A 19,888-nucleotide genomic window follows, 5' to 3' on the forward strand; every position below is an offset into this window, starting at 1 on the left:
AAGCTAGCTAGGCGGGTTTCCGCGGTCCTGCTGTGAGCGGGCGCTGGCGTACAGGCAGACGGTCGCCGCGGTCCCGAGGTTGAGGCTCTCGGCGGCACCATAGACCGGCACGGCCACACGGTGGTCGGCCAGGGCCAGTTCTTCCTCGGACAGGCCCTGGGCCTCGTTGCCGAAAAGCCACGCGGTCGGGCTCTCCAGCGCATACTCGGAGTCCCCGGCCGGCGCTCCCAGCCGGCGGGCCGCGTTCTGGTCCTGCAGCCGGTCCAGGTCCAGCTGGCCCTGGCCGTCCGCCGCGAGGACACCGATGCCACGTTCCTTGCACCGGGCCACCAGCTCCCTGATGTCAGCGCCGAGCACCACCGGCAGGTGGAAGAGGGATCCCGCCGTCGAGCGCACGGCCTTGGGGTTGTAGATGTCGACGCTGGATGCGGTCAGGATGACGGCGTCCGCGCCGGCCGCGTCGGCTGCCCGCAGCACCGTGCCGGCGTTGCCGGGGTCACGGACCTCGCACAGCACGGCAACCAGCCGCGGGCCGGCGTCGAGCACCTGCTCCAGGCTGACATCCAGAAACCCGCAGACCGCGAGAATGCCCTGCGGGGTCACGGTGTCCGCCATGGCGGCCAGCACTTCGTCGGTGGCGAGGTAGGCGGTGGTGCCCTCCGCAAGTGTTTCCAGGTCAGGGTGCCGGTCGAGGCAGGCCTCGCTCGCGTAGACCTCATAGACGATGCCCGGCTCCCCCGCGGCAATCCGTTTCTGGTGCAGGGCCAGCGCCTCACGGACAGCCTGCGGGCCCTCCGCCAGGAACTCGCTGCGTTTTAAACGGGCCGGGCGCCCGGCAAGTTGTGCCACCTTCCTCACCCGATCAGCTCGGGGGTTGGAAAGTGGAAAATCTTGCGGGCGCCCGGTTTCGTTCATACAAGAACCTTAGTAGCTTTTGCAGCCGGTTCTTGAACGACGCAGTCCGTGGACTGCTTCAGGTACTACTCTGCAGCCTCAGCAGCGGCGGCCTTCTTGGCAGCCGGCTTCTTCGCGGCGGCCTTCTTGGCAGCCGGCCTCTTCTCGGCCGGTGCAGCCTCAGCCTGGACGGCCGGAGCGGACGTGTCGGCGGGCAGGGCATCCTTGGCGATCTGGACCAGCGCGGCGAAGGCGTTGGCGTCAGAAACGGCAAGCTCGGCCAGCATCCGGCGGTCAACCTCGACCTCAGCGGCCTTGAGGCCCTGGATCAGACGGTTGTAAGTCAGGCCATTGGCGCGGGATGCAGCGTTGATGCGCTGGATCCACAGGCGGCGGAAGTCGCCCTTTTTCTTCTTGCGGTCGCCGTAGCTGTACACAAACGAGTGCAGCAGCTGCTCTTTGGCCTTGCGGTACAGGCGTGAGCGCTGTCCACGGTAGCCCTTTGCGCGTTCAAGGATAACCCGGCGCTTCTTGTGGGCGTTGACCGCCCTCTTCACACGTGCCACGTGCGTACTCCTTAGAATTACTGATCCCAAGCATCTACTGCCGGAACAACCGGCTGGCCTGAGAAGCCTTTTTGGTAGTTGACTGCTGCCAGGTGGCAACAATCAGAGAACTTGGAACTTAGATGCCGAGCATCTTCCGGATGACCTTGGCGTCGCCCTTGAAGACGATCTTGTCGCCGGCGAGGCGGCGGGTCAGCCTGGAGGACTTGTGCTCGAGGTAGTGGCGGCGGTTGGCCTGCTGGCGGCGCAGCTTGCCGCTGCCGGTCAGCTTGAAGCGCTTCTTAGCACCACTGTGGGTCTTCATCTTCGGCATGGGAACCGATCTCCTTACGTATCCGCAGACAGGGTCTGCAGTCTTTCGTGCAGCCGCCCCTGCGGGCGGCGTGCTGGTTTCTTGCTGCCGGACATTGCTGTCCGGCAGCCCTGAGCTAGTTGGTCTTCTTGGTGCCCGGCTTGGCGGCGGCCTTCGGGGCAGCCGGCCGTGCGGCAGGCTTCGGCGCCGCGGGACGCGGAACCGGCTTCGGGGCAGCAACCGGCTTCGGCGCTGCCGCCGGAGCGGCCGTCTCGGCCTCGGGAACCTTGGCGGATTCCGGAGCCTTAGCGGCGGCCTTGGGCGCGGCGGGCGCCTTGGCTGCTGCCGGCCTGGCGGCGGCCTTCGGAGCCTCAGCAGCCTTCGGGGCCTCACGCTTCGGGGCGGTCTTGGGAGCCCTGGGGGCCTCCTGCTTCGGCGATTCCTGGACCGGAGCCTTCGCAGCCGGTGCTTCCGCGGCCTTGGCGGCCGGGGCCTCCGCAACCACGGCTTCTTCGACCGCAGTTGTCTCGGCCGGAGCCTCGACAGCCGCAGCTGCCTCCGCCGCGGGGGCTTCCGCTGCGGGGGCCTCCGTTGCCGGAGCCTCAGCCTCGGGTGCCTCAGTCCGGACCTGATAGCCCTCCGGCAGCAGATCGGCAAGCGACTGCGTCAGGGGCGCCTCGGGACCGGACGTGTCAACACGGCCGCCGCCCGTAGCCTTGGCTTCATTCTCAGCCTTGGCTTCCGCACGCTGCGATGCGCGGCGGGCCTCAGCCTTGGCTTCTGCCTTGTTCTTCAGGGGACCGACCACCATGACCATGTTGCGGCCATCGATGCGCGGGCTGGATTCCACCACGCCAACTTCGGAGACGTCGTCGGCAAAGCGCTGGAGCAGGCGGATGCCCATCTCGGGGCGCTGCTGCTCACGGCCGCGGAACTGGATCATGGCCTTGACCTTGTCACCGGCGCCGAGGAAACGGAGCGCGTGGCCGCGCTTCGTCTCGTAGTCGTGGGTGTCGATTTTCAGGCGGAAGCGGATTTCCTTCAGGACCGTGTTGGTCTGGTTCTTCCGGGCTTCACGTGCCTTGACGGCGGCTTCGTACTTGTACTTGCCGAAGTCCATCAGCTTGCACACCGGAGGCTTGGCCTGCGGTGCAACTTCAACGAGATCAAGATCGGACTCGGCAGCCAAACGCAGGGCATCCTCAATACGGACAACGCCTACTTGCTCGCCTGCAGGGCCGACCAGCCGCACCTCGGGGACGCGGATACGCTCATTGATTCTTGGCTCGCTAATGTTAAAGCTCCTGTGTTCGTGAGGGGGTATTCCACCGGCAAAAAGAGAAGGCCCCCAATTGCCGGAGCAATCGAAGGCCTCGAAGATCGGTACTGCCTGCCTCAGGTGAGGCGGCATGCATCCCGCCGGGCTGACGCCCGGGCAGAATGCCCGACCAGGTACCCGGCAACCTTGCTTCTTGCGAAGCTTCCCGAAGGAGAGCGGCTGACGCGGGTGGGAGAGAACTCCGCTTGCAAACTGAAGTCGATTCTACAGAAGAAATCCCGTCCGGCGCACCTGCATGACGGGCATGCCGATTGCGGACGGGCTCCGGAAGCCAAATCGCCGCAGGACAACTGCGGTGACATAACTCCCAGGACAACAACTGTGAAATAACGACTATCAGTCGGTCTGTGACAAGCTTACCAGCATGAGCACTTCAGATAGCAATTCACACGTTTACGAGCCAGCCAGCGCCCAGGGCGACGTCTCACAGCAGATCCGCGACATCTCCGAGGTGCCCGCGATCGAGGTCATCACCACCGCTGCCGTGCACCTTATGAGTGCCGCCGCCGTGAAGCTTGGCCTTGCCGCCGAAGAGAACGCCGAAGAGCTCAAGGACCTCGACGAGGCCCGCAAGCTGATCACGGCCCTCGCCGGCCTGGTCACCGCGGCAGCGCCCGAGATCGGTTCCCAGCACGCCGGACCCTTGCGCGACGGCCTGCGGTCCCTGCAGCTCGCCTTCCGCGAGGAATCCATCATTCCGGACGCGCCGGGCAAGGGCCCGGGCGAGAAGTACACCGGTCCGGTCAACTAGGAATCACCGGCTAACCAGCCACAACGCAGGCGGCGTAAGCCGAGCGGGTGCCGGCGGCGTAAGCCGTGCGGGTGCCGGCGGCGTAAGCCGTGCGGGTGCCGGCGGCGTCGCAGCGGCACCCCCTCAGACGGCAACGCCGCCTCAGACACCAACGCCACTCAGGCGGCGGCGAGCCGGCGCCGGCGGCGGTGCTGCAGCACGAGTCCCAGAAGGCACAGCAGCACACCGCCGACCCCTACGGCCACGAAGCCCGACGAGGGGCCGATGCCATCGATGAAGACCCCGGCGAGCGGTGCGCCGAGGGCGACGCCGCCGGTGAGGGCCGAGCCGTACCAGCCCATGGCCTCACCGCGGCGGCGCTCCTCGACAAGTTCGGCGACCCGCTCCGAGGCTGCCGACAGCACCGGCGCGCATAACAGGCCGGGCAGGAGCGAGAGCAGGCTGAGCGTCCAGGTGTCCTGCGCGAAGGCCATCGGGATGGTCAGCGCCGACATGCCAAGCAGCAGCAGGACGGGCGAGATTGGCCGGTGCATGGCGCCGTAGATCAGTCCGCCGACCACCGAGGCCGCACACCAGAAGAGGAACACCAGCCCGATCTCGGCCTGGTGGCCGCCGGTTTCGAGCGCGGCAACGATTCCGACGTCGGTGCCGCTGAGCACCATGCCCGCACCGGCTGCCACGGCGAAGACGGCGGCCACGGCGGCGGTGCACCAGGCGAAGTTGTGAATGACCTTGTGCCGCAGGCCGGCCCGTTCCTGGCGCCGTTCCCCGGCAGCGGCGAGCGGGGCGAACTCGGCGGCGGCTTCGTTCAAGTGGGCCGGGGCAGCAGCGACGACGGCGACCTCGGCGGCTTCCTGCTGGCTGGACTCGAACACAACGTCGGGTTCGGCGTCGGACTCGGCGCTGCGGGTCGGCGGGTTGAACCACATCAGGGCGAGCCCGGACACGGAGGTGGCAATGCCGACGATGGTCAGTCCCAGGACCGAGAATCCGGCGGTGGCCACAAGTGCGCCGGCGGCGGGCCCGATCATAAAAACCAGTTCGGTGGAGATGGCGTCGAGGGCAAAGGCAGTGCGGCGCTGCTCCCCCGTGGCGAGGACGCCGAGGGACTGGCGCACCACGCTGAAGATCGGCAGCGTCAGCAGCCCGCCGACAAAGACGAGCGGCAGCAGTACCTCGTAGGACACGTGCGGTACGACCGACCAGATGACAGTCTCTGAAATGACTGACGGGATGAGGGCAAGCCGGAGGCCCACGGTATCGACGCGCCGGCCGCGCCAGGGCGCCCCGACGGCAATGCCGATTGTCATCACGGCCGCAGCGGCCCCGGCGGCGGCGTAGCCCTGGCCGAGGGTCAGGACGATGTGCAGGGTCAGCAGGACCCCGGCCGCGGAGTGCGGTATGCGGGCAACCATGCCCACCAGCAGGAGCCGCCTGATCGGCCGCACGGCCAGCAGCTCCCGGTAAAGCGCGAAATTCACGGACTACATCCTTTTTGATCCTGCCACCGGCAGCACCAGGATCTCCCCCGCTGGCCGTCAGCTACGGTGCTGCGCGCTGCAATTTGACCTCGATCGAGTCGACGCGCTCAGCAAATACTTCATTCCGTGCCCAGGCATCGTTGAGACCGGACACCAGGGACTGGACGCCGGCGGCGTCGAGCCCGTCTTCAAGGTAGAGCAGCACCCGGAGTTCCGGGCCGGAGCCCCCGCCCCGGAGTTGCCGTCCATCGGCGGCAACCGAGGCAACGCCACCCCCTGGATGAATTTCAACACGCCGGACGGCGGGAAAGCCAGCCGCGGCCTCACCGAGGCTGCGGGCGAGCTCGGGATCAGCGTACGACGGCGTCCAGTCCCGCTGCTGCGCGAGGGCCCAAACCGCGGGCCGGCGCACGACGAAGGTGACCGGGGAGCCCGGGTCGAGCACGAGGAGTTCCGCGCCCTCAGCGACCGCGGAGAGTGCCGCGCGGGCAGCGTAGACGGCCACCGGGCGGGCCTCCGGGTGCCAGGCCGCGAGCGACGCGGCGGAGGTGAAGACGGGCATCGCCGTCCGGCCGTCCGGGGCCTTTAGTGTCACGAGGGCCATATCGGCCTGTTTGTCGGCGTGCAGCCCGCCGGCGCCTTCGCCTTCTTCGGCGAGTGTGGCCAGGATCGGCACAAAGACCCGCGCCGTGGCCAGCGAGGCCACCACCGCGGCCTCGTCGCTGTCGCCGGCTGCGAGGGCCGCCAGCGCGGCGAGGTATCCGGCGTCGGCCGCGCCGTCGTCGTCCTCGAAAGTGTGGATCCTGGCGCCGTCGCCGCTGAGGCTGCGCCCGGCCCAGGGCCGGCCGGCCGAGTCGGCCGCCCCGCCCGCGCCGGCGAGGGCCGCCGCGATGTGGCCGGGCAGGTGGCGTGCGGGGGCCGGGCCGTCAGCGGCGCCGTGACCGGCCGGCTGGTGCTCCATGCTGCGGGCCTGCTAGCGGCGGCCGGCGGCGTCGAGGGCCTCGGGCAGCGTGAAGTTGCCGTTGTAGAGGGCTTTGCCGACGATGGCGCCCTCGACGCCGAGCGGCACGAGGGAGCGCAGCACCAGGAGGTCGTCCAGGCTGGAGATCCCGCCGGAGGCGACCACGGGCTTGCCGGTCTTCTCCACCATCTGGCGCAGCAGTTCCACGTTGGGTCCCTGGAGGGTGCCGTCCTTGGTGACGTCGGTGACGACGTAGCGGGCGCAGCCGGCCTCTTCGAGGCGTCCGAGGACGTCCCACAGGTCGCCGCCCTCCTTGGTCCAGCCGCGTCCGGCGAGCGTCGTGCCGCGGACGTCGAGCCCGACGGCGATTTTGTCGCCGAAGCGCTCGATCACCCGGGCGGTCCACTCGGGGTTCTCCAGTGCCGCGGTGCCCAGGTTGACGCGGGCGACGCCGAGGGCAAGGGCGTTCTCGAGCGACTCGTCGTCGCGCAGGCCGCCGGAGAGCTCCACCTTGATGTCGAGGCGGCCGACCACCTCGCGGAGCAGTTCAGCGTTGGAGCCCCGGCCGAAGGCTGCGTCGAGGTCGACGAGGTGCACCCATTCCGCGCCCTGCTGCTGCCAGTTAAGGGCGGCTTCCAGGGGTGTGCCGTAGCTCGTTTCGCTGCCGGCTTCGCCCTGGACAAGACGGACGGCCTGGCCGTTGACGACGTCGACGGCGGGCAGCAGTTCCAGCACGGGCAGCGGGGTTTCGGTGGTCATGGTGGATCCTCAGCTCTTCAGGGACGGGAGGGGGTTGGGGTCGCCGTGGCGGGTCAGGCGGCAGGCAGCGTCAGGAGGTAAGCGGCGAGCAGCGCCATCCCGGCCAGGACGTAGAACACGATCTGGACCCAGCGGGGGCTTTTCTGCTGGCGGAACGACAGGCCCCCGCCGACCAGCAGGCCGGCGAGCCCCATCAGCACTACGGACCACACCATCTAGGCGGTCCCGGCTTCCGGGGTGAGGGCTTCCGGGGTGAGGGCTTCCGGGGTCCGGGAGCCGCCGCGCAGGCTTTCCACCCAGTTGCGCAGCAGGCGGGCCCCGGCGTCGCCGGACTTCTCGGGGTGGAACTGCGTGGCGCACAACGGACCGTTTTCGACGGCCGCGATGAAGGGGGCGCCGTGCTCGGACCAGGTGACGAGTGGCGCCGTCATCCGCGGCTGGATCACGTCGAAGTCCCAGTGCTGGACACCGTAGGAGTGGACGAAGTAGAAGCGCTCGTCCTCGACCCCGGCGAAGAGCCGGGAGCCCTCCGGCACGGTCACGGTGTTCCAGCCCATGTGCGGCACGACGTCGGCGGGGAGGAGTTCGACCTTGCCGGGCCACTCCCCCATGCCTTCGGCTTCGGTTCCATGTTCGACGCCGGCCTCGAAAAGGACCTGGAGGCCCACGCAGATGGCGAGAACGGGACGGCCGCCGGCGACACGGCGGCCGATCATGCGGATGGCGTCAACGGCTTTGAGTTCGCGCATCACCGTTTCGAACGCCCCGACGCCGGGGACCACGAGGCCGTCGGCGTTGAGCACGTCCTCCGGCCTGGCGCTGAGGATCACCTCGGCGCCGGCACGTTCGAGGGCGCGGACAGCGGACCGGACGTTGCCGGAACCGTAGTCGAGGACCGTGACGGTCGGCTTGCCGTCCGGAGACGCAGGCTTCCTGCCGGCGTCGGGGTTGACAATCGCGCCGTCCCTGAGCACCTTGCCGGTCACAGGGCACCCTTGGTGGAGGGGATGCCCTTGACCCGGGGGTCCGGTTCGACGGCGGCGCGCAGGGCGCGCGCGAACGCCTTGAACTGGGCCTCGACGATGTGGTGCGGATCCCTGCCGGCGGTGACGTTCATGTGCAGGCAGATTCCGGCGTGCAGGGTGATCGCTTCGAAGACGTGGCGGGTCAGGGAACCGGTGAAGTGTCCGCCGATCAGGTGGTACTCCTGGCCTGCAGGCTCTCCCCCGTGGACAAGGTAGGGGCGGCCGGAGACGTCGACGACGGCGTGCGCGAGGGCCTCGTCGAGGGGAACCGTGGCCTCACCGAAGCGGCGGATCCCGGCCTTGTTCCCAAGCGCGGTGCGCAGGACCTCGCCGAAGGTGATGGCAACGTCCTCGACCGTGTGGTGCACGTCAACGTAAGTGTCGCCGGTGGCCTTGACCGTCATATCGATCAGGGAGTGCTTGCTCAGCGCCGTCAGCATGTGGTCGTAGAACGGGACCGAGGTGCTGATGTCCGAGACGCCGGTGCCGTCCAGGTTGATTTCGACCAGCACGGATGACTCGCTGGTGGTCCGTTCCATGCGTGCGGTCCGGCCCTCGGCAGCGGTTGATCCGGTGTTGCTCATGTGGGTGTCCTTTTGGATGACGACGGTGCCCGGCGAACAGGGCAGGGTGGATGTCCTGGGTTAAGTCTAGGCGGGCTGCACTGCGCGGCCGGCCAGGATCCGTTCGAGGGCTTCGAGGAAGGCTGTGGTTTCCGTCTCAGTCCCGGCAGTCACGCGCAGGTGCCCCGGTATGCCAACGTCCCGGATGAGCACACCGGCATCGAGCAGGCCCTGCCAGATCTCGTGCGGGTTGTCGAGGCCGCCGAAGAAGACGTAGTTGGAGTCGGAGGCGGCAGGCTTGAGTCCCATCCGCTGCAGTTCAGACACGATCCTGTCCCGCTGGATTTTGATGTCCTCAACGTCGGCCATCAGCGCCACCCGGTGGTGCAGGGCCGCCAGGGCGGTCGCCTGGGTGATGGCCGAGAGGTGGTACGGGAGCCGGACCAGGCGCAGCGCGTCCGTCACCTCGGGCGCCGCCGCCATGTAGCCGATGCGTGCTCCGGCCAGGGCGAAGGCCTTGCTCATGGTCCGCGAGACGATCAGCCGTTCCCGGCCGGGCAGCAGGGTTAGGGCGCTGGGCGTGCCGTCATGGGCGAACTCGTGGTACGCCTCGTCGACGATCACGATGGTCTGGCTGGCTTCACCGGCCGCATAGACGGCCTCCACGACGTCCAGGCCAAGCCCGGTTCCGGTGGGGTTGTTCGGGGAGCAAAGGAAGACGATGTTCGGCTGGAGTTCGCGGACCTGGCGGGCGGCGGACTCGGCGCTCAGGCCGTAGTCGTCGGTGCGGACGCCGGCAAGGTACCCGGTGTCCGTGCCGGCGGCAAGCAGCGGGTACATGGAGTACGTGGGAGGGAAGCCCAGCGCGGTCCGGCCGGGGCCGCCGAAAGCCTGGAGGATCTGCTGGAGAACCTCGTTGGAGCCGTTCGCGGCCCAGATGTTCTCTGCACCCAGCCCGTGTCCGAGGTATTCCGCCAGGGCCCCGCGCAGCTCCGTGAATTCCCGGTCCGGATAGCGGTTCAGGCCGGCCGCGGCGATCGTGACGGCCTCGGTGATGGCGGCGCGCACGTCGGCGGGGACACCATGGGTGTTCTCGTTGACGTTGAGCAGGATGGGGACGTCCAGCTGCGGGGCTCCGTACGGCGTCAGGCCGCGCAGATTCGTCCGGAGGGGAAGTCGGTTCAGGCGCTCTAACTGGTCAGTCACTTCACTAGTTTAAGTGAGATCGCTGCGGGCCCTGAAACTGTGACGGCTGGACCGCCTTACTTGGACGGGATGAAGAGTGCCTGGCCGGGCACGACCGGGGCGGCTTCCAGGTTGTTTAGCTGGATGATGTCGGCGACGACGTCGCGGGGATCCCGTTCCGGTGCCACGGTCGCGGCGATGGCCCAGAGGGATTCACCGGGCTGCACCGTAACGCTGACCGTCGGGGTCAGCGACAGTCCGGCGGCGGACTCGGCAGCCTTGGCGGGTGCATTGAAGAAGCCGCTGAACGAGAGGATAAGTGCCGCCAGCAGGATCAGCGGCACCCCGATGAAGACGAAGCGTCCCCGCCGGGTAAGCCTGAGCGGCGCAGCCTTGGCCGGCCGTGCCTGAGTTCCGCGGCCCGCTGGGCTGTGCCCGCTGGCGGCAGCGCCGCCGTCGGGCCGGCCGTAGTTGCCGAATGCGTCGCGGCCGAAAGTGTCGTGAAACGCGCTTGATGCTGACATGAACTGAGCCCTCCTGGACCATACTGTGCCGCCCGGCGTACTCCACATACGCGCCGCCAACCGGCCAAACCTTCGAACAAAGAACCGAACGCCGTGCTGTGTCCGAGTGGTGTTCGACTAGAACACATATTCGAACCTTGCCTGTTTAGTTTTAGCACTTATTGACGAACATTGTCGAGACTCGCTAGAACAAATGTTTGAAAATGCTGTGCGGCTGGCCTACGTTTGAGTCAAAGAACAACCACTTCTGCAGTTGATCAGCAGGGTCTGACATTTCAGGCCGGAAGTTCCCGGCAGCTGCAGCCACGGCGGCCGGGCGGAACGGAAAGGCGTTGGCGAACATGGCAGCACAAGCCACTGGCGGCAGGGCCACGCAGCGGAGCCCGCAGGCAGCCCGGCCACCCAAGAGCCTCACGGTCCGGCAGAAGAAGATTCTGGAAACGATCCAGCGCTCCGTGACGGACAACGGCTACCCGCCGTCCATGCGCGAGATCGGCGACACGGTCGGACTGGCCAGCCTCTCCAGCGTCACCCACCAGCTCTCACAGCTCGAAAAACTCGGCTATCTGCGGCGTGACCCCAAGCGCCCCCGCGCCATGGAGGTGCTGATGCCGTTGACCCTCGATGAGGGAACCACAAAGGTTTCCGGGGTCGAGAAGTCCAGCGGCCTGCGCACAATCGGCGGGCTGTCCGTGTCGGACCTGGCCAGTGCCACCGATACGGCCATGGTTCCGCTCGTGGGCCGCATCGCCGCCGGCGGCCCGATCCTCGCCGACCAGGTCGTCGAGGACGTTATGCCCCTGCCACGCCAGCTGGTGGGCCACGGCGAGCTCTTTATGCTCAGGGTTGCGGGCGATTCGATGATCGACGCCGCCATTTGTGACGGTGACTGGGTGGTTGTCCGCCGGCAGGGCGACGCCCTCAACGGCGACATTGTCGCCGCGCTGCTGGACGACGAGGCGACGGTCAAGACGTTCCGCCAGCGCGACGGGCACACCTGGCTGCTGCCGCAGAACACCCAGTACGAGCCCATCCTCGGCGATCACGCCGTCATCATGGGCAAGGTCGTCTCGGTGCTGCGCTCCCTGTAGGGGGTAACGGGGGCAGCACCCCACGAAGCTGTGCGCAAGGGCCCCGCCGGCATCGGACGGGGCCCTTTCCGCGTTGCTGCCCGGGTGCCGGGGACGGCACAGCCCCTGGTGCGGGTTCCCGGCCGGCTGCGGGATTACCGGCTGCGCAGTTAAGGGGCGGGCTGCCCGGATTCCTTCGAGAGACGCGCCAGGGCCGCCAGGGCGATCGCGGGGTCGGTGGTGGGCCAGAACGGCGGCAGTGCGGCGCGGAGGAATCCCCCGTAGCGCTCGGTGGACAGCCTCGAGTCCAGCACTGCAACCACCCCCCGGTCCGTCGTGGTGCGGATCAGGCGGCCGGCACCCTGGGCCAGGCGGATGGCGGCGTGGGTCGCGGAAACACTCATGAAGCCGTTGCCGCCGGCCTGGGCCACTGCCCGGGACCGGGCCGTCATGAGGGGATCGTCGGGCCGCGGGAACGGTATCCGGTCGATCACAACGAGGCGGCACGAGATCCCCGGCACGTCCACACCCTGCCACAGGGACATGGTGCCGAACAGGCAGGTGTCCGGTTCGTCGGCGAACTGTTTCACGAGCGCGGTCATGGTCGAATCCCCCTGGCAGAGGATGCTCATGTCCAGCCGGGGCCGCATGGCCTCGGCGGCGTCCTCGGCGGCGCGCCGGGAGGAGAACAGGCACAGGGCTCCGCCGCCGGAGGCCCGGATCAGCTTCTCCAGCTCGTCGAGGGCTTCCGGGGACGTGCCGCGGCCGGGCTTGGGCAGGTGCTTGGCGACATACAGGATGCCCTGCTTGGGGTATTCGAAGGGGGAGCCGACGTCGACTCCGGTCCAGCTGGGGGCGCCGGGCCCGACCAGGCCAAGGCCGCCGGCGGCGGGTTCGAAGGCGGAGCCGATCGCCAGCGTCGCCGAGGTCAGGATGACGGTGTGGTCCGCGAACAGGCCCTCGCGGAGCCGTCCGGCGACGCTGAGCGGGGCGATGTTGATCAGGGCCGGGGCGGACTCGTCGGGCTGGGAGTAGCCCTGCTGCGGGTCGAAGGTGCTGTTGCGGGAGAACCAGACCACTTCGCGGTTTTCCCGGGCGGCAAGCAGCCGTTCGCAGAGTTCCAGGATCACCATCAGGCGTGAGCGCGCGAGCTGCCGGCCGCCGTCGACCGTGTTGGCGCTGTCGCCCTTGGAGTCGGAGAGTGCCGCGCGGCAGGCGTCCCGCAGCTGGTCGACGCAGTCCAGCTGTTCGCTGTTGAGTCCGTTGGGCATGAGTCCGCTGGGGACCCCTTCAATGGCAAGTTCGAGGTTGGACGCGGCGTTGTTCAGGGCGTCCACGGTGATGCCGGTGTTTTTCCGGGCCCCGGACGCGGCCGCATGGACCATCGCGACGGAGAGCTGGCCGGACACGGCGCCGGTCACGCGGTCCTGCAGCTCGTGGGCTTCATCGACCACCACGACGTCGTATTCCGGCAGCACAGCAAGGCCCTCGAAGGCGCTGACGGCCAGCATGGCGTGGTTGGTGACGACGACGTCGGCGTCGGCGGCATTTTGCCGGGCCAGTTCGCTGAAGCATTCGGCCGCCAGCGGGCATTTCTGCGCGCCGAGGCACTCCATGGAGGTGACGGAGACCTGCCGCCAGGCACGGTCCGTCACTCCGGGCAGGAGTTCGTCCCGGTCCCCCGTGACGGTGTCCTCGGCCCATTCGCGCAGCCGGACGACTTCCTTGCCGAGCTGGGACGACGGGCCGCCCATCGCCGCGGCGAAATGCGGCACGGAGGTGTCCTCTCCGAGCGAGAAGAGCTGCCCCTCCGAGGGTTCTTCCGACGGGAAGCCGCCGTCGAGCTTGTGGCGGCAGACATAGTTGGAGCGGCCCTTGACGAGGGCAATCTTGACAGGCCGATCAAGCGCCGGAGTGATGGTCTTCAGCAGCCGGGGCAGGTCCCGGCCGACGATCTGGGTCTGCAGGGCGAGGGTGGCGGTGGAGACCAGGGTGGGCTTGTCACTGACGAGCGAATGGGCGATCAGCGGGATCAGGTACGCAAGGGATTTGCCGGTTCCGGTTCCGGCCTGGACCAGCAGGTGGTCACCGCTGTCAATCGCGTGCGCCACCTGCCGGGCCATTTCGTGCTGGCCGTCGCGGCTCTGGCCGCCCATGCCGGACACGGCACGGTCGAGGAGTTCGATGACGAACTCCTCGCCCGTCCGGCCGCCTTTTCCCGGGGCGCGTTTCCCGGCGTCCGGGTCGTCCCCGGCGGGGCTGTTCGCCTCCGTCCCGGTCACCGCTGCCTCAGTCATTGCTGATGAACGAATCCAGTTCAGCGGCGAATCCCTCGCGCACCATCACGACGGCGCGGGTGCCCGCTTCCTCGTGGTCGAGGCTGAGGATCTCGGCGTCGGTCTCGTGCAGCTTGCTGAGCAGGTCCCCGCGGTTGTATGGGATCATCAGTTCCAGCTTCACGCTGGGCCGCGGGATGCCTTCGCTGATGGCCTTGAGCAGTTCCGGGATGCCTTCCCCGGTGCGGGCCGACACCACCACGTGGCGCGGTTCGCGCTGCTTGAGCCGTTCGATCACGAAGGGGTCGGCGGCGTCGGCCTTGTTCAGGACAATGATTTCCGGAACCTTGCGTGCGTCGACTTCGCTGAAGACCTTGCGGACGGCGGCGATCTGGCCCTCCGGGTCGGGGTGGGAGACATCCACGACGTGCAGGATCAGGTCCGCGTCGGCAACCTCTTCCAGGGTGGAGCGGAATGCCTCCACGAGCTGGGTGGGCAGCGAACGGACAAAGCCCACGGTGTCGGCGAGGGTGTAGCCCAGTCCGTCCGAGGTTTCGGCCTTGCGTACGGTCGGGTCCAGGGTGGCGAACAGGGCGTTCTCCACCAGGACGCCGGCGTCGGTCAGCCGGTTCAGCAGCGAGGACTTGCCGGCGTTGGTGTACCCGGCGATCGCTACGGAGGGCACGGCATTACGACGGCGGTTGGCGCGTTTGGTCTCCCGGGCCGGCTTCATTGAGGCGATTTCGCGGCGCAGCTTGGCCATCCGGGTGCGGATCCGGCGGCGGTCCAGTTCGATCTTGGTTTCACCGGGGCCACGCGAACCCATGCCGGCACCGGCGCCGCCGACCTGGCCGCCGGCCTGGCGGGACATCGAGTCGCCCCAGCCGCGCAGGCGCGGGAGGAGGTACTCGAGCTGGGCCAGTTCCACCTGGGCTTTGCCCTCGCGGCTCTTGGCGTGCTGGGCGAAGATGTCCAGGATCAGGGCCGTGCGGTCGATGACCTTGACCTTGACGATGTCTTCCAGGCTGCGGCGCTGGGACGGGGCCAGCTCGGCGTCGACGACGACGGTGTCCGCGCCGGTGGACATCACGATGTCCTTGAGCTCCTGGGCCTTGCCGGAGCCCAGGAAGGTTCCGGGGTCGGGCTTGGCGCGGCGCTGGACGATCCCGTCGAGGACCTCCGATCCGGCGGTTTCGGCGAGGGCGGCGAGTTCGCGGAGCGAGTTCTCGGCGTCGGCGAGAGTGCCTTCGGTCCAGAGGCCGGCCAGCACAACGCGCTCGAGGCGCAGTTGCCGGTATTCGACTTCGGTGACGTCTTCGAGCTCGGTGGACAGCCCGGCGGTACGCCGCAGGGCGTGCCGTTCCGCGAGGTCCTGCTGGTCGCCGTCATAGTTGCTGTGTTCCTCATCCAGCCGGGAGATCGCCTGCGCTTTGCCGAGCACCGACGAGGGTGCACCGGCAGCCGGGGCTGCTTTCCGGGCAGGGGTGTCCTTGGAGAGGATCCGGTCGATGACAGCCTGGATTTCCGCAGGACTCATGTCCTGGGCTGCTGAATCGGGTCCGGTGTTGGGCTGACTGGTCATGGTCTCCTTTAGAGGTTCGGCAGTTTCAGAATAGTGCCGATCGGTGCTGTGTGGGGCGGTATTCGCGCTGGGCTGACGACTATTGGTCAAACCGGGTCTCCTGGGGTGCCTGCGGCAGCGGTGCCGGGGCAGGATGGGCTCCGCGATGGAGCGGTGAGAATGGGGAGGGAACAGGCGTGGCCTTGAGGAGGAATGCCTGCCGCTCGGCTGCGCCCGGAGGGCACTGCCCGAACCCCAAGTGGATCGGGCGCCAACAGGTGGTCCCTGGCGGGATCATCGAGGGGGTTGGCGCACTGAGCGGAAGGTAACTACCTGCGTCGCTGCGGGGACGGGATTTAACCCGTGCCGGCTACTTGAAGTTCAAGAACATGTATTTAACACTAGCAGACTGCATGGCTGGCTCAGGCCCGCGGCCGCGGTTTCGCCTACGGGCCGGGGGCCAACTAATCTGGGCAGTTATGGAGTCTGCACATTATTTCAGCGCCCAGCCTGCCGGGCCGTTCACCCGCAAGCCACTGACCGTGGAGCTTGCCGGTGAGACCCGGCACCTGCAGACGTCCTCGGGCATCTTCAGCCCGGACGGCATCGACAAGGGCACGGCCGTGCTGCTCGCCGAGGCACCCGCCCCGGCGCCGCAGGGGACGCTGCTGGACATCGGCTGCGGCTGGGGCCCGATCGCCCTGACAATGGCCCTGCGGGCACCGCACGCGAAGGTCTACGCGGTGGACGTCAACGAGCGGTGCGTGGCCCTGACCAACGAAAACGCTGCCGCCCTGGGGCTGGGCAATGTCGCGGCCAGCACGCCCGACGCCGTCGACCCGGGGCTCCGCTTCGACACCATCTGGTCCAACCCGCCCATCAGGATCGGCAAGGACGAGCTGCATGCCCTGCTGCTCCTGTGGCTGCCGCGGCTGGCGCCGGGCGGTTCCGCGTGGCTGGTGGTGCAGAAGAACCTGGGCTCGGATTCCCTTCAGCGCTGGCTCGCAGCGGAGCTCGACAGCAGCTTCACGGTCACGCGCGAGAGCACCTCAAAGTCGTTCCGCATCCTTCGGGTCAGGAAAGCGTCCCACTAGCGACGATCACGGCGGGGCCGCTGAGCTCGACATGCTCGTGGCCCTCTGCACCGAGGAAGAACTTCACCCCGACGACGCCGCCCGGGACGTGGACGTTCCAGACGTCCGGGGCCCCCTGGCCGGCCCAGTGGCGGATCGCGACGGCGGCGGCACAGGCGCCGGTGCCGCAGGACTGCGTCTCCCCGACTCCGCGCTCATGAACGCGCATCGTGATGGTGCCGACGCCGTCATGGACCAGCGGCTCGGACGGCACGACGAACTCCACGTTGGTGCCGTGAGCCGGGGTGGGATCCACGTGGGGTGCGGTGAAGAGCTGCGTGGCCTCCAGCTCGGCCAGTTCCGCCAGCGCCACGACCGTGTGCGGATTGCCCATGCTCACGGACAGGGCGGGCCGCGCGACCTCCAGTCCCGCCGCGCTGACCACCGAATCCATGGCCCGGGCGGTGGCCTCGCCCGGAAAGATGAACTTCCAGGGGCCCATGTCGACGGCGTACCCGGCGGCGGTGCGGACTATCGTCTTCGCGCCGGCCCGGGTGCCGATGGTCAGTGATTCGCCGGCGGGCAGCTCCACGAGGCCTTCGGTGATCAGGAAGTGCACAAAGACGCGGACGCCGTTGCCGCACATCTCGGACAGTGAGCCGTCGCCGTTGCGGTAGTCCATGAACCATTCAGCGTCCGGGTTCCGGACGAGCAGCTCCTGGCCTTCGGCGATCAGCCGGGACGGGACGGCGCGGATCAGCCCGTCGCCGCCGATTCCGCGGTGCCTGTCACAGAGTGCCGCGACCTGCTCCGGGGTCACCGCCAGGGTGCCGTTGGGGTCGGCAAGGAGCACGAAGTCGTTGCCCGTGCCGTGGCCTTTGGAAAACTTGAGCCCGCTGAGGGCTGCGGTGTCGCCGGTGGGATTGCGGTCAGCGGCCTCGGCCAGGGTTGCGTCCATGCTCCAAGGTTACCGTTCCGGTGCGGTGGGCCTACGCCGTGTCGGGGCCGTGAGCGCCGGGGCTGCAGAGCGCGGCGGCCTTGGGCACGAGTTCCGGATCCCGCCAGTCGAGCCAGTGGATGCGGGGGTCGGCGCGGAACCAGGTGAGCTGGCGGCGGGCAAATTGCCGGGTCGCGACGACGGTTTCCTCCGCAGCCTGCGCCGCGACGGATTCGCCGTCGAGGACCTTGAGGAACTGGGCGTAGCCGAGGGCGCGCGGGGCGGTCCGCCCACGGCGGAGTCCGGCGGCGTCGAGCTCCCGGACCTCGTCGAGCAGCCCGCTGTCCACCATGGTGTGCACCCGGCGGGCGAGCCGCTCCCGGAGTTGCTCCCGGTCCACCTCGAGCCCGATCTGCACGGCGGGCTGGGCGTACTCGCGGGTGGGCATGAAGGAGCTGAAGGGCCGGCCGGTGAGTTCGAACACCTCGAGGGCGCGGATGATCCGCCGGGCGTCCCCGAGCCGGCCGGCGGAGACCGGGTCCACTGCTTCCAGCCGCTCCCGCAGCGGCGCCGCTCCGGTGGTTTCCAGTTCCGCCTCAAGCCGGCGCCGGATGGCTGGATCCGTGCCGGGGAATTCCAATATGTCCAGGGCGGCGCGGACGTAGAGCCCGGAGCCGCCGGCCAGGATGGCGCGTTTGCCGCGGGCGTGGATGTCGGCGATGAGCGCCCGGGCCTGCTGCTGGAAGTCCGAGACGCTCGCTTCCTCGGTGACGTCCAGGATGTCCAGGAGGTGGTGCGGCACTCCCCTGCGTTCGTCATCGGTAATTTTGGCCGTACCGATGTCCATGCCCCGGTAGAACTGCATGGAGTCGGCGTTGATGACCTCGCCACCGAGCTCCAGCGCCAGCGAGACGGCGAGATCGGACTTGCCGGAGCCGGTTGGCCCGACGACGGCGACCACCGGCGGTGCTGGTGGGGCCGCTGCCGGCGTTGCCGGCGCAGCCCCTTCCGCCAGTGCAGCCCCTTCCGGCGTGGCCTGCGGGTCCGCCACGGGCTAGCGGCCGCGGACGGGAAGGGTGGGCATGCCCAGGGACACGCCCGTGGTGCCGGGTGCGGATCCCGGAACGGGTGCGCCGCAGGAGTCCGCCTGCGACCTGTCCCAGGCGTCGCCCGCCCGGGAGCGGCGAAGACTGTAGTCGTCCGCCGAGGCCGGGTCGGCGACGAGGTGGAAGGCGGCGGCTTCGGTGATGGTTACGGTGACGAGGTCGCCGGGGCGGGGCGTCCGGGCGCCGGCCGGAACGGAGAAGTGGACCAGTCGCTGGTCGCGGGAGCGGCCGGACAGGCGGTGGGTTTCCTCGGACTTGCGCCCGGACTGGGCCGTCACCATGACCTCCACGCGCCGGCCGAGCTGGCGGGCGTTCTCCTCGGCGGCGATCCGGTCCTGCAGGGCGGTGAGGCGTTCGAAGCGTTCCTGCACCACGGCTTTGGGGAGCTGGTCCGGGAGTTCGGCGGCGGGCGTGCCGGGCCGCTTGGAGTACTGGAAGGTGAAGGCGGTGGCGAAGCGGGACTTCTCCACGACGTCGAGGGTGGCCTGGAAGTCCTCCTCGGTTTCGCCGGGGAATCCGACGATGATGTCCGTGGAGATCGCGGCGTGCGGGATTTTCTCGCGGACCTTGTCCAGGATGCCCAGGAACTTCGTCGAGCGGTAGGACCGCTTCATGTCCTTGAGGATCTTGTCCGAGCCGGACTGCAGGGGCATGTGCAGCTGCGGCATGACGTTGGGGGTCTCGGCCATGGCGTCGATGACGTCGTCGGTGAAGGCGGCGGGGTGCGGGCTCGTGAAGCGGACGCGTTCCAGGCCGGGGATGTCGCCGCAGGCGCGCAGGAGTTTGGAGAAGGCCTGCCGGTCGCCGAATTCAACGCCGTAGGAGTTCACGTTCTGGCCCAGCAGGGTTACTTCGATCGCGCCGTCGTCGACGAGGGCCTGGATCTCGGCCAGGATGTCGCCGGGGCGGCGGTCCTTTTCCTTGCCGCGCAGGGCAGGGACGATGCAGAAGGTGCACGTGTTGTTGCAGCCGACGGAGATGGACACCCAGCCGGCATAGACCGAGTCCCGTTTAGTGGGCAGGGTGGAGGGGAAGACGTCGAGGGACTCGAGGATTTCGAGTTGCGCCTCGTTGTTGTGGCGGGCGCGTTCGAGCAGGGCCGGCAGGGCGCCGACGTTGTGGGTGCCGAAGACGGCATCCACCCAGGGTGCCTTCTTCAGGATGGTGTCGCGGTCCTTCTGCGCCAGGCAGCCCCCGACGGCGATCTGCATTCCCGGGTTGGCGGCCTTGACCGGGGCCAGCATGCCGAGGTTGCCGTAGAGCTTGTTGTCGGCGTTTTCCCGCACCGCGCAGGTGTTGAAGACCACAACGTCGGCCAGTTCCCCGGCGGCGGGCACATAGCCGGCGGCTTCAAGCATCCCGGACATACGCTCTGAATCGTGCACGTTCATCTGGCAGCCGAATGTCCGCACCTGGTAGGTGCGCGGCTGCGGCGCGGCAGCCGGTGACCCGGCGCCGGGTGTCGACAAGGTGTCCGTGGAAGGGGTGGTGCCGGCTGCTGGGGAGGGAATGGTCAAACTCACCT

At 68.5% G+C, this 19,888-nt stretch carries 20 protein-coding genes; 3 read left to right on the plus strand and 17 right to left on the minus strand.

Annotation, left to right across the window (positions count from 1 at the left end; all coding sequences use genetic code 11):
- Positions 1–3: 3 nt before the first annotated feature.
- The 4 genes from QCD75_RS15780 to infC form a co-directional block, all read right to left on the minus strand.
- Positions 4–915, minus strand: coding sequence for a TrmH family RNA methyltransferase (locus QCD75_RS15780; protein WP_301230240.1), 912 nt, complete (start codon positions 913–915; stop codon positions 4–6).
- A 65-nt stretch (positions 916–980) separates the two neighbouring features.
- Complete coding sequence (gene rplT, locus QCD75_RS15785; RefSeq protein WP_301230241.1) at positions 981–1,460, minus strand: 50S ribosomal protein L20; 480 nt, start codon at positions 1,458–1,460, stop codon at positions 981–983.
- A 118-nt stretch (positions 1,461–1,578) separates the two neighbouring features.
- A complete protein-coding gene (gene rpmI, locus QCD75_RS15790; protein ID WP_009358635.1) occupies positions 1,579–1,773 on the minus strand; it encodes a 50S ribosomal protein L35 in 195 nt (64 codons plus the stop codon).
- 115 nt (positions 1,774–1,888) lie between these two features.
- Positions 1,889–3,004: a translation initiation factor IF-3 gene (infC, locus tag QCD75_RS15795; protein WP_441005501.1), complete on the minus strand. Its 1,116-nt coding sequence runs from the start codon at positions 3,002–3,004 to the stop codon at positions 1,889–1,891.
- 451 nt (positions 3,005–3,455) lie between these two features.
- Here infC and QCD75_RS15800 point away from each other — a divergent pair, with 451 nt between their 5' ends.
- Positions 3,456–3,842 carry a DUF1844 domain-containing protein gene (locus QCD75_RS15800; RefSeq protein ID WP_226761144.1) on the plus strand — a complete coding sequence of 129 codons (387 nt, stop codon included), beginning with the start codon at positions 3,456–3,458 and terminating at the stop codon, positions 3,840–3,842.
- Positions 3,843–4,000: 158 nt separating this feature from the next.
- Here the strand turns inward: QCD75_RS15800 and QCD75_RS15805 are convergent, their stop codons facing one another.
- The 8 genes from QCD75_RS15805 to QCD75_RS15840 form a co-directional block, all read right to left on the minus strand.
- On the minus strand, positions 4,001–5,323 hold the full coding sequence (locus QCD75_RS15805; RefSeq protein ID WP_301230249.1) for an MFS transporter: 1,323 nt from the start codon (positions 5,321–5,323) through the stop codon (positions 4,001–4,003).
- Between the two features lie 61 nt (positions 5,324–5,384).
- Complete coding sequence (locus QCD75_RS15810) at positions 5,385–6,284, minus strand: SseB family protein (protein WP_301230250.1); 900 nt, start codon at positions 6,282–6,284, stop codon at positions 5,385–5,387.
- A gap of 12 nt (positions 6,285–6,296) precedes the next feature.
- Positions 6,297–7,043 (minus strand): bifunctional 1-(5-phosphoribosyl)-5-((5-phosphoribosylamino)methylideneamino)imidazole-4-carboxamide isomerase/phosphoribosylanthranilate isomerase PriA, encoded by a 747-nt coding sequence (priA, locus tag QCD75_RS15815; protein WP_301230251.1) that lies wholly within the window; start codon positions 7,041–7,043, stop codon positions 6,297–6,299.
- A 53-nt stretch (positions 7,044–7,096) separates the two neighbouring features.
- The gene (locus QCD75_RS15820) at positions 7,097–7,258 is read right to left on the minus strand and encodes a hypothetical protein (protein ID WP_226761165.1); all 162 of its coding nucleotides are present in this window, start codon (positions 7,256–7,258) and stop codon (positions 7,097–7,099) included.
- The gene (gene hisH / locus QCD75_RS15825; RefSeq protein ID WP_301230252.1) at positions 7,259–8,029 is read right to left on the minus strand and encodes an imidazole glycerol phosphate synthase subunit HisH; all 771 of its coding nucleotides are present in this window, start codon (positions 8,027–8,029) and stop codon (positions 7,259–7,261) included. It abuts the gene before it with no gap.
- Positions 8,026–8,652 (minus strand): imidazoleglycerol-phosphate dehydratase HisB, encoded by a 627-nt coding sequence (gene hisB, locus QCD75_RS15830; protein WP_301230253.1) that lies wholly within the window; start codon positions 8,650–8,652, stop codon positions 8,026–8,028. Before hisB ends, hisH begins: the two co-directional genes overlap by 4 nt.
- A 66-nt stretch (positions 8,653–8,718) precedes the next feature.
- Positions 8,719–9,837 carry a histidinol-phosphate transaminase gene (locus tag QCD75_RS15835; protein ID WP_301230254.1) on the minus strand — a complete coding sequence of 373 codons (1,119 nt, stop codon included), beginning with the start codon at positions 9,835–9,837 and terminating at the stop codon, positions 8,719–8,721.
- A gap of 56 nt (positions 9,838–9,893) precedes the next feature.
- On the minus strand, positions 9,894–10,340 hold the full coding sequence (locus QCD75_RS15840; RefSeq protein WP_301230255.1) for a LysM peptidoglycan-binding domain-containing protein: 447 nt from the start codon (positions 10,338–10,340) through the stop codon (positions 9,894–9,896).
- Positions 10,341–10,681: 341 nt separating this feature from the next.
- Between QCD75_RS15840 and lexA the strand changes: the two genes are divergently transcribed.
- Positions 10,682–11,431, plus strand: a complete 750-nt coding sequence (gene lexA / locus QCD75_RS15845) for a transcriptional repressor LexA (RefSeq protein ID WP_301230256.1) — start codon at positions 10,682–10,684, stop codon at positions 11,429–11,431.
- A 149-nt stretch (positions 11,432–11,580) separates the two neighbouring features.
- Here the strand turns inward: lexA and QCD75_RS15850 are convergent, their stop codons facing one another.
- Together QCD75_RS15850 and hflX are read right to left on the minus strand one after the other, a co-directional pair.
- Entirely contained in the window at positions 11,581–13,707 is a 2,127-nt protein-coding gene (locus tag QCD75_RS15850) for an ATP-dependent DNA helicase (RefSeq protein WP_301230257.1), read from the minus strand.
- On the minus strand, positions 13,700–15,268 hold the full coding sequence (hflX, locus tag QCD75_RS15855) for a GTPase HflX (RefSeq protein ID WP_301230258.1): 1,569 nt from the start codon (positions 15,266–15,268) through the stop codon (positions 13,700–13,702). The genes QCD75_RS15850 and hflX overlap by 8 nt, the downstream gene beginning before the upstream one ends.
- Positions 15,269–15,726: 458 nt before the next feature.
- On the opposite strand from hflX, the gene QCD75_RS15860 reads away from it, so the two are divergent.
- Complete coding sequence (locus tag QCD75_RS15860) at positions 15,727–16,341, plus strand: class I SAM-dependent methyltransferase (RefSeq protein ID WP_301230259.1); 615 nt, start codon at positions 15,727–15,729, stop codon at positions 16,339–16,341.
- Here QCD75_RS15860 and dapF read toward each other — a convergent pair.
- From dapF to miaB, 3 genes are read right to left on the minus strand one after another with little or no spacing between them, the layout of a single operon-like run.
- Positions 16,322–17,278: a diaminopimelate epimerase gene (gene dapF / locus QCD75_RS15865; protein WP_301230260.1), complete on the minus strand. Its 957-nt coding sequence runs from the start codon at positions 17,276–17,278 to the stop codon at positions 16,322–16,324. The two genes, QCD75_RS15860 and dapF, sit on opposite strands and share 20 nt — an antisense overlap.
- A 31-nt stretch (positions 17,279–17,309) precedes the next feature.
- Complete coding sequence (miaA, locus tag QCD75_RS15870) at positions 17,310–18,272, minus strand: tRNA (adenosine(37)-N6)-dimethylallyltransferase MiaA (protein ID WP_301230282.1); 963 nt, start codon at positions 18,270–18,272, stop codon at positions 17,310–17,312.
- A 39-nt stretch (positions 18,273–18,311) separates the two neighbouring features.
- Positions 18,312–19,886, minus strand: a complete 1,575-nt coding sequence (miaB, locus tag QCD75_RS15875) for a tRNA (N6-isopentenyl adenosine(37)-C2)-methylthiotransferase MiaB (RefSeq protein ID WP_441005502.1) — start codon at positions 19,884–19,886, stop codon at positions 18,312–18,314.
- Positions 19,887–19,888 lie beyond the last annotated feature (2 nt).

The organism is Arthrobacter sp. PsM3, from assembly GCF_030433895.1.
Taxonomy (GTDB): Bacteria; Actinomycetota; Actinomycetes; order Actinomycetales; family Micrococcaceae; genus Arthrobacter.

What these genes read in the sequence shown, in the direction of transcription:
- QCD75_RS15780 (WP_301230240.1), bottom strand. Translation starts at nt 915, where the DNA reads ATGAACGAAACCGGGCGCCCGCAAGATTTTCCACTTTCCAACCCCCGA.
- rpmI (WP_009358635.1), bottom strand. Translation starts at nt 1,773, where the DNA reads ATGCCGAAGATGAAGACCCACAGTGGTGCTAAGAAGCGCTTCAAGCTG.
- QCD75_RS15800 (WP_226761144.1), top strand. Translation starts at nt 3,456, where the DNA reads ATGAGCACTTCAGATAGCAATTCACACGTTTACGAGCCAGCCAGCGCC.
- QCD75_RS15810 (WP_301230250.1), bottom strand. Translation starts at nt 6,284, where the DNA reads ATGGAGCACCAGCCGGCCGGTCACGGCGCCGCTGACGGCCCGGCCCCC.
- priA (WP_301230251.1), bottom strand. Translation starts at nt 7,043, where the DNA reads ATGACCACCGAAACCCCGCTGCCCGTGCTGGAACTGCTGCCCGCCGTC.
- QCD75_RS15820 (WP_226761165.1), bottom strand. Translation starts at nt 7,258, where the DNA reads ATGGTGTGGTCCGTAGTGCTGATGGGGCTCGCCGGCCTGCTGGTCGGC.
- hisB (WP_301230253.1), bottom strand. Translation starts at nt 8,652, where the DNA reads ATGAGCAACACCGGATCAACCGCTGCCGAGGGCCGGACCGCACGCATG.
- QCD75_RS15840 (WP_301230255.1), bottom strand. Translation starts at nt 10,340, where the DNA reads ATGTCAGCATCAAGCGCGTTTCACGACACTTTCGGCCGCGACGCATTC.
- lexA (WP_301230256.1), top strand. Translation starts at nt 10,682, where the DNA reads ATGGCAGCACAAGCCACTGGCGGCAGGGCCACGCAGCGGAGCCCGCAG.
- QCD75_RS15850 (WP_301230257.1), bottom strand. Translation starts at nt 13,707, where the DNA reads ATGACTGAGGCAGCGGTGACCGGGACGGAGGCGAACAGCCCCGCCGGG.
- hflX (WP_301230258.1), bottom strand. Translation starts at nt 15,268, where the DNA reads ATGACCAGTCAGCCCAACACCGGACCCGATTCAGCAGCCCAGGACATG.
- QCD75_RS15860 (WP_301230259.1), top strand. Translation starts at nt 15,727, where the DNA reads ATGGAGTCTGCACATTATTTCAGCGCCCAGCCTGCCGGGCCGTTCACC.
- dapF (WP_301230260.1), bottom strand. Translation starts at nt 17,278, where the DNA reads ATGGACGCAACCCTGGCCGAGGCCGCTGACCGCAATCCCACCGGCGAC.